Below are 14730 nucleotides of genomic sequence, written 5' to 3'. Positions count from 1 at the left end.
CCTCACACTAAGATAGTTTGGTATATTTTGTTGTAATCCTGAGCCATTACTTTCAACGTCGCTTGTGCAAGTGCATATTGGCGGATATCCATACCATTGTTCAACTTTAGTGCTGCTAATAAACTTGGAGCTAAAAGATGCTCATTTTCTATTGGAAGCACAAAACCCAATTTGTCGTTTACCACCTCAGAAATACCACCAACATCACTGGCGACAATTGGCCGATTACATGCCATTGCCTCTAAAATAGATAACGGCAACCCCTCACGCTCTGAATACAAACAAAACACATCAATTGCAGAATAAAAAATTGGCATATCATGAACACACCCTAACCAATGAACCCTATCTGAAACGCCAATGTATAAAGCATACTCTTTAAGATCTGCTAACAGACTGCCATCTCCAGCAAATGCCATATGGACTGTTGCAGGCAAAGCATTCAAAGCTCGCAGCATGGCTTTATGACCTTTGCCTTTTTCAATGCGCGCAGCACAACCTATAATGATGTTATCGCTTGGTAAACCTAGCTTTAAACGCGCCGAATAACGTGATGACGGTTTGAAATAATCTGTATCAATACCATTATGCACAATATAATCAGACACCACATTAGCTTTGGATTTCGCAACATCAGCGACTGCCTCGGCGTCAGCCACAATCGTGATCGGTGAAAATTTATCGATCAGTTTGGTGAACATACGATATTTAAAATCAGTCAAATACCAAGCATCATGCAGGGTATGGATATGCTGTACTTCAGGGCGCATTCTTTTTACAAGACTTGCATACAACATCGGGCCTATATGATGACTGTGGATTACTTTAATCCGATAATTATCAATCATCTCCACTAGATTTTTAACCGTTTGCCAGTCCATCCCCTGCGCCTTATTCAAACAGTAAAAGTTATCAAGCTGTGCAAGTTCGTTCCAATCTGCGATGGCATCTTTTTTTGTCCCTTCTAAGGCAACTAAGAACATATTTGAATCTTTTAATTCACTGCAACATAAGCCAAATGCCATTTTTTCAAGTCCACCAATGTACGGGTGTTGTATCAACTGAATGATGTTATTCATAGTGCCTCCGATGAGTCGATGTGATGTACTGAGATACATCTTTCACAATAGGTAATGTTGTTAAGACGCGTTTTCCTGATATTGCTTCAATCATGCTTTTATCACGTAATCTAAAGTCGGTGATCATGGCGATAAATGTCAGTGCCGCAGCGCTAAAAAGCCCGAGTACTACCCCCAAAAATATATTAATAACAAGTGACTGATTGATTGGTGTAGTTGGGCTGTAAGCGCGCTCAATTATTTTTACTTTGTCAGGCCCTTCGTACCGAACCAATTGACCCGTTACTTTCGACATCTCATATCGTTCGAGCATTTCGGAATACAGTGTTTGTTTTACTTGATAATCTCGTTGTAATTGACGCAATGTTTTATCAATTTCACTGGAACTTGATAGATGAGTGGAAATCTCAGAAAGCTGCTCAGACAACATCTCAAGTTCTTCTTTCAGTTGTGCAACTTGATTTTCAGCTTCTTCTAAAGTAATAAGTTGTGATACTAACAGCGCACTGTCTTTGGCGTTGGCACCCAACGGTAAACTATTTGCAATTTGCCACAATGAATCAAGGTCCGCTTCTTCAAATGGTTGCGACTGGGTTTCTATTTCTTGCTTGCGTATTTTTAAAGTTTCTAATTCACGCAGTTTTGCTTGGACTTTACTGTGTTGGTCAGTATATCGGGTAAGTAATAGCGCAATATCCGCTTCAATTCGCATGATACTGTCCACTAAACGGCCTTTTACGGGATTCGCTTTGGCAAGTTGTTTTTTCAATGTAGCTAATCGTGCTTTTGCACCACTTAAATCCACTAATTTTTGCTGTTTTTTTTGTTCTAAGCGAACCAAAGTGTCTTGATTGATGTTCAATAATTCGGGCAGTGCAGCACGATTATCGCGTTTGAATTTTGCCAGCTTATCTTCGGCTACCTCTAGCTGGACGCGCATTTCTTCCAGCTGATTTTTCAAAAAGATTTCTGAGGTATCGAGAGATGTTTTTGTTGGTGCGAGTAAACGTTCAATAAACTTTTCTACCATTGCTTCAAGCACAGGTTTCATTTCTTCACGTTTTTCCCACTTGAAGTGAATTCGCACTAGCTCATCTCCCACCAGAGAAATAGAGATTGCATTGGCCAGTTTTTCTTGCATTTTTTCAACTTCAAGCTGATTATCAAGGTTTTTTACCAGCCCAACTTCTTTCACAACTCCTGTTAAATTTTTTCGGCTCAGTACTAAGGTACGTAATGCATCCATCCGTGAAGACAACTCAAAGGAGAATTCTAATTCATCTAAAAATGGGTTCAGAAGAGCAGATTCTTCTATCAAAATGGTCGCGTGGTTGGTGAATTGCTTTGGACTGTTAAGTGCAATCCCGATAACAGCAATGGGCACAATAATAATTGGCAATATAATTAGCTGCCAGCGCTCGTAAATAGTATACAAAGCGAGGTAAATAAGCTTTTTAATTTGCGCTATCGTAAAAACCATTACCCTTCCTATTTTGCAAAATGCAACGCAATTTAACGAATTTTGTTTTCAAAATGTGAAAAACACTATTTTTTCACTACTCTGTAGGTTATGTCGCAATATTAGCGCCAATTCTCAAACGATAATTAAAGATCTCTCTCGTAGACGCGGGGTGAGAAATTAGAGGCAGGTTTTAAAGCTTTATGAAACTCGATAATCGAATAAAACGCTCAAAAGAGCGTTTAAACTAGTTGTTCTATGACAAAAGCTGCCTTTTGTTGCCAACTGTGCTTTTTGACTAATTGTTGCGAATATGTTCGCCAGTCTAGAGAAGAATTTTTAGAAATCTCCATAGCGTAATCTACCCTTGCAATAAATCCCATATGATCCCGTGCAATAAGTACTGAATCTTTGTAACGTTCAACAGCAGGGAAACAACTCGATACAATGGGCTTACCAGCTGCCAAGTATTCTTTCAATTTAAGAGGGTTACATGCCCTAATTTGGCCGTTATCAATAAACGGTAAAAGTGAAACTTGCCAATGTTGAGAAAAACTAGCAAGTTGGTGATGCGCAACTTGCGCAAGATAAGTTACGTTTGGTAATGCCACAAGCGCACTGATATCAATATCAGCTTTTCCTATTAACAATAAGTGATATTGTGGGCGTGTCTTAGCTAATTTGATTAATAATTCAAGATCTAACCACTCTGACAACGAGCCATAAAATCCAATAATATTGTTTAATGAATTCAGTTGGCTATTGGTTTTTTTCATTTGGCTAAACAATGTGTAATCCACACCATGTTCTAGCAATTGCGTTTTGTGCTTCGGCATTTTGTCGAGCAGCACTTTACTGACGACAAAAATGTTATGCGCTTGATGTATTAAGCGGGCTTCACTTTCCTGGATCAGCTGAGGATCAACTCCTGCTAGGTTTGAAAAATCATCCCCGCAGTAGTAAATCAGGCTATCTTGCGGGCGCAGTTGAATCATATTGATAGCAGTTGGCACACTAATCCAGTAAATAATCGGTTCTTGTGAAGATAAATCTAGCTGTTTTGCAATTTGACGCTTATTAAATCTAGCCACCCATTTGCGATCATGCCAAGGTAAAATCAATGGGTTACGTGTATTAATAAGTAACTTTTCTGCTGATAATTGTTTTTTATTCAACAGCATCAGCTTGAGCTTGCTATATACGCGTCCTAAATCGGTTAAATTCAGCTTAGGTTTACGCATACCGACAGAATTAAACCACGTAACTTGGTATTGTTCAGCAATCACTTTAAATATGTGTTGGGTGCTACTAGGATGGCGTCCCCAGTCTTCTGCAAATACAACAAATTTCATGTTGCCTCCCTAACTTACTTGCTTAATTATTCTCGCAGGATTACCTGCAACGAGAGTAAAGTCAGGAACATCTTTAGTCACAACTGCATTCGCAGCCACAATAGCACCTTTTCCAATCGTAACACCTGCTAGAACGGTGGCACCAGTTCCTATCCATGCTCCTTGTTTGATAATGATATCGCCTACTTGCTCCGGCAAGTCAGGCTTGCCTTTTGCTCGCTCAGCACTATTAAGTGGATGACCAGGAAACCCTGCTAAAAAAACTCTGCCTGCAAGTCGAACATCGTCATGTAATTCAATCCGCGATCCTACTGAAAACGCATTTTGCCAACCAATATCAACATTATTTCCGATAATCAATTGTGCAACATGATGTTGATTATAGCGCCCGCAAAAGGTCGTAACACCTGACATTCTTACATCATTACCAACGCGTATTGCCAATGTTCCAATTACTTGAGGTATACCGCACTGGAGAGTCAATCGTTTTTTAGAACCACCCACTTGGCTTTTAAACATTGGCGTATAGTAAAAAAACTGGAGTGTCTTGTGCCACATCGTTTTCATACAACCATGTAGTAAAAAAAGTATTTTGTAAAACAACGGGATCACAGGCATTTCGATATGTTTAAGCGCATAAAAACTACTACGACAAAATTTACCCAAACCTGTATCACTGCTTTTTACCCAATTTTTAACGTCTGCAATCATGGCTCACCTCCGCGTGCGATTTACTAGATGTTTGCAGCATCTGTTCCAACGCGATACTAAGTGATAACACAATGTATATTGGCCATGTAAAAGCTTGCGTTAAAAAAGTACCCGATACGACAAAGCCTATTAATCCGCCTTTTAAAGCTTGCACATTGACCAACAAATTTGGTTCTGAGTAATACTTCACCAGTGAGCCGCTGCGTTTTAAGCTACGATAAATCGTCGCGATTAGCGTTGCAAAAAGCAAAATACCAACAAAGCCTGTTTCACCTAGCACTTGAAACCATGTACTGTGTACTGCGTGATTTTTGCCATCCCAATGCGGGCTATAAAAGAAATAATTTACATAGAAGTTATTAACGCCAACACCAGTTAGTGGATTTGAGATCGCCATATTGATTGCCGCTTGCCAAGCATATATTCGCCCCATAGCAGATTCATCTATACCGCTTTCAGCAGCGCCACCACTTTGTCTATCACTGATACCCGCAGCGATTAATAACATGCTAAACCCTGTAAGCAACACAGAAATCAACGCAATTGGGTTTTTAAGAGTTCGTCCAAGAAAATAAGCAACAATCGCCATTACACCTAACAATCCGCCTCTGCTCTGTGTCGCGATAATGCCGTACACTACTAAACAGAGAACCATAAATACAAGAAGCCGGTTCAAAAATTTACCTTCGTTATTAAATAGTTCGGCGCAGAGAAACGAAACGGGAAAAAGCAATACCAGTGAAAGATCATTCGGATCACCAATCTGAGATTTTAAATGCCGAGAGATGGTGACGCGTGTCCCTTCTACTAAACCAATACCATTGAGTTTGTTTGAAACAGCAACAAAAGCGATTAGTAAACCGCTAGCCATAATCCCAATGCGGGCGATACTAAAGGCACGAGGCGTATTCACCCACCAACTAATCACAAATACCATTATCATTACTTTGCTAAGGGTTGAAATCCAATAATCAATCGCCATTGCACGATTTGTTGCCATCATTACGCATAGGGTTAACCAAATAAAAAACAGCATAAATACACTATGAGCCGGATGCCAGAAAGGTGTCAGTTTTTTGCTTAATATCAGATGCCACACAATGCCAAATAGGGATGCCAACGCAAGTAATTTGGGTATTTTAAATGGCATTAGCACCGGAAAAGCTTCGTGAATACGAAAATAACTAAAAAGAATAAATAAAATGACAAAAATTACGCTAAAGCGCACAGTAAAAAAAAGCGCAAACGGCAACATCAAAAATGCAAATGGTGCTGCGGGTCCAGCAATTTTATAAAGTGCGATAACAGTAAAACTCACTAATAAACCGAGAATTATGAGCTTGTACGGGGACATCAATTCAGCATGACTTAAGTTAAGAGTATTCATATCTATCTCTCACTTTGTCGAGCGAGTGCGTATGTAGAAATTTAATTGCGAAAAGCACTGAAAGTGTTAGCAAGCCAATATTTAGCCAAATCGATTCTGCAAGCACTAAATGCAATACAAGCAAACTAAAAACCACAGCAAGCGTGGTGAATTGATACCTTAATCGAGCAATGCGTTGACTTATCAGATAAAAGGCTAAAAACCGCAATGTGTGTGCTAGTAGTAATCCAAAAAACACTCCATTAATTCCATAAAATGTTGTGGTTCTTGCTATGCTGACAAGCGCGATAACAGCACATACCCCGTTGATAAGTGGCACATAACCAGTATATTTATCTAAATAACAGCCAAGGTTTAACAGTTCTGCATATGTCTTAATCACTAAAATTAGGCATAGTATTGCAATATAGTCAGCACTGCCATGGTAATGACTTGGCAGTAGCCAAGTCATCATAAAGGGAGCAAATATCATCATGAAAAGTGCCAACAAAGTGATGATAAAACATCCCATAACAGCCCCTTTCGCCGCTAATTCCGGATTGCTTTCAAAGCGTTTGAAACGCACTGGAAACCACCATAAACGAAACGGTTCAAATGCCAGAGATAACGCTAAAGAGAACTGTGTTGCAATAAAATAAAATGCCAGTTGAGAAGGACCTAATGCACTTGCTATAAACCAGTTTTCAGCACCGCCCAACCCATACAAAAAGAGTGCAGAAAGGGCGATGTGCGAACCGTAACGAAAGTGCTTACGTGAAAGAAAAGGCTCTTTACAAAACAATAAACGTCTATGAACTAAAACTAAACTGATGGTTACCATAGTGGTAACTAGGCAACCACTCAATAACACCCCGAAAATACCAAAATTAAACGATAGCAAAATATACGTAAAACAAGCTTGCAATACCCCTTGGCATAATGCCACCAGCATATAAGGTTTTGATTGTTGCAATATGCGATAACGGGTTAGGTAAATCGCAAGAACAGAGCTCACCGCTAAGTTAATCATTAGTAAAATAAAGTGACTGGCTTCAACTTTAAGTGGCAACAAAGCAAGCCAGATATCTGCAGCAGCAATAGCGATCAGTAAAAACAAACAACTAACACACATTGTAAATTTAACGCACTGAGCAATAAATGAGTCAAGTGCTGATGCTGCAATTTTAGCCGTAAATTGAAACATCATCTCAGCCATACCAAAACCAAGAATGATGCTGAGCATGGCAGCAACGCTGACTAAAAAATTCAACACTCCATAACTGTCAGGTGGCAAAAAACGTGTAACAATCGGTAGCATCAGTAAACTAATGCCTTTTAAACAAGCAATTGCCAATGCATAATGAACAAATGACGTATTAATTTTCATAGACCACCTGCTCTATTAAAACAGACAGCTTTAACCCCTGTTTTTTCGCATCAAAATGCGTTTGCACCCGCTCTCGGGCTGCTGTACGCATTTTGTTGCGCTCAACGTCTGTCAAATGACAAAAATCCAAAATAGCCTGTTTTAACGCTTTACTATCTTTACTGGGTACAATGTAACCGCAACTCTCATCAACAATTTCTGTGCAACCCATGATGTTCGTTGTGATAGTTGGTAGACCCATCGCCATTGCTTCTTTCAATACTACAGGACCAGTATCTTTATCTCCGTTATCCGCAATACAAAAAGGGGCTATAAAAGCATCGTAGTTCTTTGCAAGTTGGATAATCTCATCAGGAGCGCATTGACCTAAAAACCGTATCCATTGATTAAGCTGCAGTTTATCGACTAGCGAAACTAAGTCCATCAGCTTTGGGCCGTTTCCTACAATATCAAGTTGTGGCCGGCGAGCTGGCTCGATACCAGCTAAAGCATCAAACGCAAACTCAATTCCTTTTTTATCAACCAACCTACCAACAAACAACAACTTGATTTGCCGATTACCAGGGGATTCATAGTGGATAAATTTGTTTAAATCGACACCACAATGGAGAAGATGAACAGAGTGAGGCTTGATTTGCTTCAGCATATTAAACATATCTTGGCATACGGCTATGTTAAAATCACAAAGCGCTAGCTTCTCGGTAAGATCATTCGCATTAACATACACATCATGACCGTGACCAACACTAGAAACACTAATTTCAGCAAGCTTTGCGGCGACAATGCCGTAAGCCAAACCACTGTGCATGAAATGACAGTGAATATGTGATATATGATGTGTTTTAATTAGATAACTGATTTGCAGACCAAAATAAAGCAACGATAAAGTGCTAATTGAAGTTTGGTTTACTGCAGCTTTGTATGCATTAACGGCCCCCTTTAAGTGTAGTTTAGTTAACCCTTTAAAAGTTGTTATATACTGTTCACGTTTTAGCTCATAAACACCATAATCATGCTTATTGTTATGAACTAGATGCTCCATAGTAATCACACTTACCTTATGCCCTGCAGCCATGAGTGCTTCTATTTCTGTGTTCACAAATGTTTCAGACGGCACAGGAAATTGCGGGACAATGATTGCAATATGTTTCATGATGAATTCCTAAAAAGATTGATACTTTCACATCGCAATCTTTATGCCGACAAACATCCCTGTTATACCCTTATTTTATTACCGATTTGCAATTGAAATTTTGCATTATGCAAAGCAATTTCGATTTTTAACCTTCATTTTATGAGCGGTCGCTCGGCACATACTTTGCGTATACCTTCCATAAACAGTAGGAGATTGCTATGTGTAAAGAAGTTTCGATTATCATGCCCAACTACAATTGCTTAGCATTTTTGCCAAAAGCAATTGATAGTGTGCTTCAACAACAAGACGTCCGTTTTGAACTGATCGTCGTAGATGACGGTTCCACCGATGGTTCACTTGATTGGTTGCTGCAAGCAGAAAAAAAATACAACCAGTTGCGCGTGATTACGCAACCCAATTTGGGGGTGATCGCTGCACGAAACCGTGCCATAAAGAAAGCTAACGGCCAATTTATCGCTTTCTTGGATGCTGACGACTATTGGTATCCCCATAAACTACGCAAGCAAGTCGACTATATGTCAGCTAATCCAAACTGCGGCCTGACTTTTACCAATTATCAACATGTAGATACGCAATACCAAGAAATCATCGATTGCTTTTCGTATTGGCCTGAGTTTAACAAATACCGTAACCCGAAAAACAATGACTACCAACAATTAAATAACGCCTTAAGTTTGCTGTTAATCGCAAATGTTATTGGCACCTCATGCGTAATGGTTAACAAAGACATCATTGAACGTGCAGGCGGATTTGATCCAAGTCTTCGCAGTGCCAGTGATTGGGATTGTTGGCTGCGTATCGCTTTGATCAGCGATATTGGCTTTTCTGAAGACATAACAATGGATTACCTAATGCGGCCAAATTCGATCACTGCCAACAAGCAAAACCGTATTGATGCGATGGCTGAAATTACTGAACGAATTTGTCACCTTGGTAAAGTCGAGTCAACCACACGCCGTAAAGCCAACGCCCGTTTATTGGAATCTTATGGCGAAATGCATCGCGAAAATGGCAATTTGAAGTCAGCAATTTCATATTCTTACAAAGCCTTTAAACAATCCCCACATAAGCGACACTTAAAGCATTTATGTTCGGATTTGAAGCGACTTGCAATTTTAAGAGTTAATAAATTATGCCAAGTTTAATTATGTAGCTTATTATTTATAAAAAAGGAGGTTATCAATGATGCATATCTTACTGGTTGACGATGAACCGGAAGTAACGAATGCCATCGCGCGATTACTGCGTAAGGACTATACTATTACCAAGTGCAGCTTACCGGAAAATGCGCTTGATATCGTTAAACTACATAATATTGACTTAGTACTTTCTGACATTCGGATGCCGGTGATTGATGGCGTTGAACTGCTATCGCAGATTAAAGAGTATGATCCTAGTATAGGCCGTGTACTACTCTCTGGTTATTCCGATATGGATCTCTGCCAACGCGCTATTAGTGAAGGAATCGCCGCGATTATTTTAACCAAGCCTTGGGATAATTTTGAGCTAAAAAATGTTTTAAAGTTAGTGTTAAATTTGCGCAATTTGCAAAAAGAGAACACACAGTTAAAGCAACAGATAATGCAACTTAACTCCGAGGCTATGTAAACAAATACAAGCGCCCTTACTAGGTATAACTATTCAGGGCGCTCAATATTAAAAGACTGAGAAATACCAGCGTATTCCCCCCCTCCTAAACGCGCCAGAGGATTCACTTTATCAGCATCTATGTGTATACGATTTTTAGCATCAAATGAGACTACGTCATCACAAATATAAAAGGTTTTAATTTCTACAAACACTAAGGTTTGTGGCACATCACCAATTTCTTTGATCTCATAAAGTTCACAACCATAAGCAATATTACAGTGTTCAATCCGAGGCATGGCAAAGCCTTCAAAATCGCTTAATGCAATATTATTGATTGCAACTTCTGACTCACCATGAGCGAGTGTCGCTGCCGTTTGTGTTACAAGGTTTGCATCATCTTTAGATGCAATATGGATCACGCACTGACGTGTATCAAGAATGTTTTTAACCGTATCTTTTACTTCACCTGTTGGTTTTTTGCCAACTGAAAACATCATCAAGGGGGGATTACTTGAAACCGCCGTAAAATAAGAAAATGGCGCTAAGTTATAATTACCTTCACCAGAATCAGTCATAACCCAAGCTATTGGGCGAGGAATAATGGTTTGCGTCATCAGATGATAAATTTGCGCCGGCAAGAAATCAGAAAAATTAAGATTCATAACAAGATTTTACCCATTGTGTTTTGCTAAATGGTGCCACAAATAAAAAGCTTTAAAAAGATCCAAGCTTAGGTACTTAATTAACTCTTCATGAATTTTAGGTGTCATTTGAAAGTTGCATCGCGGAAAGTAAAAGCTTATTTAGAGGTTAGATTCGTCAACACCTGTGGCAAAATATAAATGTGACAATATTTAAAAATAATATAGCGAACAATTAACATTCAAGATCATTGGATATCAACATATGTAATATCGGTAAAACTGATCCTGACAAGATTTTCAACTAAGCTACTGATCTTGGCATATCAGCTCGATTCTCGGGAATAATAGCGACTTTTATTGCTAAAAAAACCAAACTGAAGTTTGGTTTTTAGGGTATTAAAGATGCGATTAATGCATTTTCTGTACACCGTATCTGACCATATCTTTACCGTTTTCATAAACTTCATCTGACACCCAGCGGCCTAACAACAATTGATGTTTATCATCTAACACAGCGACAAAAGGGCGGACATTGCTATTATTTGTGGCAAGTGCAACACCTTCCACATTTTTAAGGCCTAAACCGCCATTTTCAACTAATAGTAAAAACGCCTCTAACTCGTCTAATGTATTAATAACGTCGTTATCTTTTATCATGTTTTTTCGCTCTAAAACTTCAATTTGCTTTTTGATTAGGGTAGCAGGTTTGCACAATTGGATAAAATGCAATGTTAGATAAAGTGACCACCCTGTTATCTCAGATGCAATTTAAATTACTTACACAAGCAATGGAACCTATGAATTTATCATCAGCAATCCGGAAGAATGACTGCATTTACTATCGAACTTACCCGAAAGTGCATTACAGTTAATTATCATTAGCATATTTCAGCAACGTCTTACTTTAGCTTTTAAATGATTTCTCTTTAATATCAAAAAACGACTTTCCACCGAATTGCCATAACAACTGATCAAAAACGTTTTTATCAGCGTATTTAGAATATTGAATTTTAATTTGAACACCAATGACTGAATCTGATCAATCACGCATTATCGAAATGGCATGGGAAGATAGAACCCCATTTGAAGCCATCGAAACACTCTATGGATTATCTGAGAAAAACGTAATTAATTTAATGAGGCAGACGTTAAAACCCGCCAGCTTTCGTTTATGGCGAGCGCGCGTATCTGGCCGCAACACTAAGCATTTAAAACTGCGAAATCCAGATATTTCACGTGGGTATTGCAAAACCCAGTACAAACACCGCTAAATTAACACTCTCTAACCATGTATATGCAGTTTTCTAAAGGAATATGCGTTGGGTACTGCGTTTTAGCAAAGCCCGATTTTTGATAGGCCGTTATTGCAGGTAAGTTATCTGACAAAACAAACAGCGAAGCGCTATCTAACTGAAGCTGCACTTTTCCTTCTTGAATTAAATTATAAATTAAACGCTCTACGATCCCTTTACCACGAAATGCTGGGTTTACCACCAAGCGCGCAAGGTGAACGCGCTCTAAACGATTATAAAATTGCCCAAATGCAACAAACTCACCTTGTTCGCTAAGCAAGCAAAATGAAGCTAGTTTCTCCGAGTTTAAGTCTTGAAAGAAAGTTTCTTGTGTAAAAGGGTAGCGAAACCCCGGGCCAGACCACTTCGCAAGACTGGCTTCATCTTGAAACCAGCTCGCTAACTGTTCTATGTGGGCTTTTGTAAACGGTACTAACATTATTGATTTTTCACATCATTATTTGCTTTACAATGTTTATCAATAAATGCCTGATGACTCAAACAATTATTCGCGGCCATAGCAATTTGCGCTTTCATTTTCGCCAAGTTTTCAGCAATAGCGCTTGAGTTAAAGTGATCCAAACGTACATCGTAACGGGAAGGAGTAACGTTAAAGCCATAAAACATTGAAAGCCAACTTGCTTGTTGGAAAGACTCGTTATCATACATCACCACATGGCCACGATTTTTATACATGGCAATTTTGTGCTCAAGCGTTTTTGGAATGGGCATATCTTGGCAGTAACGCCAAAATGCAGTGTCGTTGCGCTGCGTTAATTTGTAGTGCACTAATAAAAAATCAACAATGCGGTCTAACTCATCATTATGCAAACGGTTAACTTCATCAATATCAGCTTGATTGAACGACATATCTGGGAAGAAAGTCATAAGCTTAGCAAGTGCAGTTTGAATTAACGAAATGCCAAGTGACTCTAACGGCTCTAAAAAGCCAGCAGCTAAACCAAGGGCAAAACAGTTTTTATGCCAACTTACTTTGCGCCTACCTAGTGGGAATTTAAAGGTTTTTACATCCGTAATTGTGCGCCCTTTTACACTATCGAGCAGGCTTTGTTTCGCTTCTTCATCTGTAGTGAATTTGCTTGAATAAATATAGCCATTGCCCATACGGTGCTGCAGCGGAATACACCATTGCCAACCGGCTTCTTTTGCTATGGCGCGGGTATAAGGCGTGGGTTCACCCATCAGTTCTGTTTGTACTGCGACAGCGCTGTCACAAGGTAGCAAATGACTCAAATCATCAAGGCCAATACCCATTGCACCTTCAATTAATACGCCTTTAAAACCTGAGCAATCAATAAATAAATCGCCCTCGATATGTTTGCCATTATCAAGGGTAAGCGCTTGAATAAACCCGTTATCAGCATTTAGTTTAACTTCGCTAACATTCGCTAAAATATGGTTTACACCGCGTTTTACTGAAAAATCCGTTAAAAACTTAGCATATAACACAGCATCAATATGATAAGCGTAAGAGTATTGCGCTAGTGGGTTGTTTTGATTGGGATTTGGCTGCGCAAATCCGCCTTTTTTAGCAAGCTGAATTGGGAAGCAATAATCTTCAATATCAAGCTGTTTGCCTTCTGCATTTAGCTTGTTGATATATTGGTGAAAATCCAATTTTTCGATGGGTGCGCCATAGGCTGCAAAAAGGTGGAAAAAACGCTCGCCTTTTTGTGACCATTCTTCAAATTCAATACCAAGTTTAAACGTCGCTTGTGTGGCTTTAATTAATTCAGCATCGTTAATGCCTAAATTACGGTTAAAATCGACAAAATTAGGAATGGTTGCTTCGCCTACTCCAACCGTATTAATGTTGGGTGATTCGATTAGCGTGAGCGACATGTCTTTGTCTTGAATGTAGCGCGATAAACTCGCCGCTGCCATCCACCCCGTTGTGCCCCCACCAACAATAACGATTTTTTTAACTGCTTGTGCCACGTTTCGTCTTCTTATGATTATTTTTATTGTTTTCAATATAAACTAAACGGGCTTGAAAAACTAAGCCAATAGTGGCCAATTTTTAAGCCCTAAATGCGTGATTTGTATTAGGCTCCAACCAGTTTTAAAGGTTAAAGCCTTATTCAATTAACGCTTTTTGAAAAGTAATGTCATGCGGTTAGATTCACCAACTGACTGGTACTGCTCTTTATTTTCTTTTGCATTAAGTGAAGGTGGCAGTGCCCATACACCTGCTTCAACATTATCAATAATAATGCGGTCTTTAGCGTTATTGTGGAAATATGCCTCAGCTTCTAAGTCAAATCCAGCGGCTTTTGCCACTGCAATTACATGTGATTTTGGCAAGTAGCCTTTTGTCGCTGTTGCTACCGGATCAAACCCTTCAGGTGCTTGATGTTGTACAACGCCTAATTTGCCGCCTTGTTTAAGCATCTGATTAAACTGACTAAATGCAGCCGCTAACTGATTACCATTTTGCAATCCGTGTAAACCCCTAAAGGTTAAAACTACATCTGCGTTTTTTGTTTTCTCATCAATTGACGCATTTGGATCAAAATCAGCGATAACAACATTGCCGTATACCTTTTTGTTATCACTTAATTTCTTCTCAAAGTTTTCACGTGAGCGTTTACGGTATTTTGAACTTGTGGTGATTGGGTAGTGAGCTGCTACAAGCTGCCCCTCTGCTGCAAGCATTGGCGCTAATACTTCAGT

At 39.2% G+C, this 14730-nt stretch carries 16 protein-coding genes; 4 read left to right on the top strand and 12 right to left on the bottom strand.

Features of this window, described 5'->3' with window-relative positions:
• Nucleotides 1-2: 2 nt before the first annotated feature.
• From ABYD77_RS00080 to ABYD77_RS00050, 7 genes are all read right to left on the bottom strand, one after another.
• A complete protein-coding gene (locus ABYD77_RS00080) occupies nucleotides 3-1079 on the bottom strand; it encodes a glycosyltransferase (RefSeq protein ID WP_372765767.1) in 1077 nt (358 codons plus the stop codon).
• The gene (locus ABYD77_RS00075; protein WP_372765765.1) at nucleotides 1072-2559 is read right to left on the bottom strand and encodes a GumC family protein; all 1488 of its coding nucleotides are present in this window, start codon (nucleotides 2557-2559) and stop codon (nucleotides 1072-1074) included. Before ABYD77_RS00075 ends, ABYD77_RS00080 begins: the two co-directional genes overlap by 8 nt.
• Before the next feature lie 221 nt (nucleotides 2560-2780).
• Complete coding sequence (locus ABYD77_RS00070; protein WP_372765763.1) at nucleotides 2781-3890, bottom strand: glycosyltransferase; 1110 nt, start codon at nucleotides 3888-3890, stop codon at nucleotides 2781-2783.
• Between the two features lie 9 nt (nucleotides 3891-3899).
• On the bottom strand, nucleotides 3900-4601 hold the full coding sequence (locus ABYD77_RS00065) for an acyltransferase (protein ID WP_372765761.1): 702 nt from the start codon (nucleotides 4599-4601) through the stop codon (nucleotides 3900-3902).
• Nucleotides 4585-5988, bottom strand: coding sequence for an O-antigen ligase family protein (locus ABYD77_RS00060; RefSeq protein WP_372765759.1), 1404 nt, complete (start codon nucleotides 5986-5988; stop codon nucleotides 4585-4587). The genes ABYD77_RS00065 and ABYD77_RS00060 overlap by 17 nt, the downstream gene beginning before the upstream one ends.
• A complete protein-coding gene (locus ABYD77_RS00055) occupies nucleotides 5975-7354 on the bottom strand; it encodes a lipopolysaccharide biosynthesis protein (protein ID WP_372765757.1) in 1380 nt (459 codons plus the stop codon). The genes ABYD77_RS00060 and ABYD77_RS00055 overlap by 14 nt, the downstream gene beginning before the upstream one ends.
• Nucleotides 7344-8507, bottom strand: a complete 1164-nt coding sequence (locus tag ABYD77_RS00050; RefSeq protein ID WP_372765755.1) for a glycosyltransferase — start codon at nucleotides 8505-8507, stop codon at nucleotides 7344-7346. The genes ABYD77_RS00055 and ABYD77_RS00050 overlap by 11 nt, the downstream gene beginning before the upstream one ends.
• A 200-nt stretch (nucleotides 8508-8707) precedes the next feature.
• Here ABYD77_RS00050 and ABYD77_RS00045 point away from each other — a divergent pair, with 200 nt between their 5' ends.
• Together ABYD77_RS00045 and ABYD77_RS00040 are read left to right on the top strand one after the other, a co-directional pair.
• Nucleotides 8708-9655, top strand: a complete 948-nt coding sequence (locus tag ABYD77_RS00045) for a glycosyltransferase family 2 protein (RefSeq protein ID WP_372765753.1) — start codon at nucleotides 8708-8710, stop codon at nucleotides 9653-9655.
• 37 nt (nucleotides 9656-9692) lie between these two features.
• Nucleotides 9693-10118: a response regulator gene (locus ABYD77_RS00040; protein WP_372765751.1), complete on the top strand. Its 426-nt coding sequence runs from the start codon at nucleotides 9693-9695 to the stop codon at nucleotides 10116-10118.
• A 29-nt stretch (nucleotides 10119-10147) separates the two neighbouring features.
• On the opposite strand, the gene ABYD77_RS00035 is transcribed toward ABYD77_RS00040, so the two are convergent.
• Nucleotides 10148-10762, bottom strand: coding sequence for a flavin reductase family protein (locus ABYD77_RS00035; RefSeq protein ID WP_372765749.1), 615 nt, complete (start codon nucleotides 10760-10762; stop codon nucleotides 10148-10150).
• A gap of 390 nt (nucleotides 10763-11152) precedes the next feature.
• Nucleotides 11153-11401, bottom strand: coding sequence for a hypothetical protein (locus ABYD77_RS00030; RefSeq protein WP_372765747.1), 249 nt, complete (start codon nucleotides 11399-11401; stop codon nucleotides 11153-11155).
• Between the two features lie 71 nt (nucleotides 11402-11472).
• On the opposite strand from ABYD77_RS00030, the gene ABYD77_RS00025 reads away from it, so the two are divergent.
• Together ABYD77_RS00025 and ABYD77_RS00020 are read left to right on the top strand one after the other, a co-directional pair.
• Nucleotides 11473-11616: a hypothetical protein gene (locus ABYD77_RS00025; protein WP_372765745.1), complete on the top strand. Its 144-nt coding sequence runs from the start codon at nucleotides 11473-11475 to the stop codon at nucleotides 11614-11616.
• Nucleotides 11617-11769: 153 nt separating this feature from the next.
• A complete protein-coding gene (locus tag ABYD77_RS00020) occupies nucleotides 11770-12015 on the top strand; it encodes a TIGR03643 family protein (protein ID WP_372765743.1) in 246 nt (81 codons plus the stop codon).
• Nucleotide 12016: 1 nt separating this feature from the next.
• Here ABYD77_RS00020 and ABYD77_RS00015 read toward each other — a convergent pair whose 3' ends face one another.
• The 3 genes from ABYD77_RS00015 to ABYD77_RS00005 form a co-directional block, all read right to left on the bottom strand.
• Entirely contained in the window at nucleotides 12017-12475 is a 459-nt protein-coding gene (locus ABYD77_RS00015) for a GNAT family N-acetyltransferase (RefSeq protein ID WP_372765741.1), read from the bottom strand.
• Nucleotides 12475-13995 carry a tryptophan halogenase family protein gene (locus ABYD77_RS00010; RefSeq protein ID WP_372765739.1) on the bottom strand — a complete coding sequence of 507 codons (1521 nt, stop codon included), beginning with the start codon at nucleotides 13993-13995 and terminating at the stop codon, nucleotides 12475-12477. The genes ABYD77_RS00015 and ABYD77_RS00010 overlap by 1 nt, the downstream gene beginning before the upstream one ends.
• A gap of 147 nt (nucleotides 13996-14142) precedes the next feature.
• Nucleotides 14143-14730, bottom strand: a 588-nt coding sequence (locus ABYD77_RS00005) for a class I SAM-dependent methyltransferase (RefSeq protein ID WP_372765737.1), incomplete at its 5' end; no start/stop codon positions are given.

Origin of the sequence: Pseudoalteromonas sp. (assembly GCF_041629635.1) — a bacterium.
Taxonomy (GTDB): Bacteria; Pseudomonadota; Gammaproteobacteria; order Enterobacterales; family Alteromonadaceae; genus Pseudoalteromonas.
This window is presented reverse-complemented; position numbering and strand designations above follow the sequence as displayed.

Bases quoted from the DNA above. Each gene is read 5' to 3' on its own strand.
- ABYD77_RS00080 (WP_372765767.1), bottom strand. From the start codon at position 1,079: ATGAATAACATCATTCAGTTGATACAACACCCGTACATTGGTGGACTT.
- ABYD77_RS00075 (WP_372765765.1), bottom strand. From the start codon at position 2,559: ATGGTTTTTACGATAGCGCAAATTAAAAAGCTTATTTACCTCGCTTTG.
- ABYD77_RS00070 (WP_372765763.1), bottom strand. From the start codon at position 3,890: ATGAAATTTGTTGTATTTGCAGAAGACTGGGGACGCCATCCTAGTAGC.
- ABYD77_RS00065 (WP_372765761.1), bottom strand. From the start codon at position 4,601: ATGATTGCAGACGTTAAAAATTGGGTAAAAAGCAGTGATACAGGTTTG.
- ABYD77_RS00060 (WP_372765759.1), bottom strand. From the start codon at position 5,988: ATGAATACTCTTAACTTAAGTCATGCTGAATTGATGTCCCCGTACAAG.
- ABYD77_RS00055 (WP_372765757.1), bottom strand. From the start codon at position 7,354: ATGAAAATTAATACGTCATTTGTTCATTATGCATTGGCAATTGCTTGT.
- ABYD77_RS00050 (WP_372765755.1), bottom strand. From the start codon at position 8,507: ATGAAACATATTGCAATCATTGTCCCGCAATTTCCTGTGCCGTCTGAA.
- ABYD77_RS00045 (WP_372765753.1), top strand. From the start codon at position 8,708: ATGTGTAAAGAAGTTTCGATTATCATGCCCAACTACAATTGCTTAGCA.
- ABYD77_RS00040 (WP_372765751.1), top strand. From the start codon at position 9,693: ATGATGCATATCTTACTGGTTGACGATGAACCGGAAGTAACGAATGCC.
- ABYD77_RS00035 (WP_372765749.1), bottom strand. From the start codon at position 10,762: ATGAATCTTAATTTTTCTGATTTCTTGCCGGCGCAAATTTATCATCTG.
- ABYD77_RS00030 (WP_372765747.1), bottom strand. From the start codon at position 11,401: ATGATAAAAGATAACGACGTTATTAATACATTAGACGAGTTAGAGGCG.
- ABYD77_RS00025 (WP_372765745.1), top strand. From the start codon at position 11,473: ATGTTAGATAAAGTGACCACCCTGTTATCTCAGATGCAATTTAAATTA.
- ABYD77_RS00020 (WP_372765743.1), top strand. From the start codon at position 11,770: ATGACTGAATCTGATCAATCACGCATTATCGAAATGGCATGGGAAGAT.
- ABYD77_RS00015 (WP_372765741.1), bottom strand. From the start codon at position 12,475: ATGTTAGTACCGTTTACAAAAGCCCACATAGAACAGTTAGCGAGCTGG.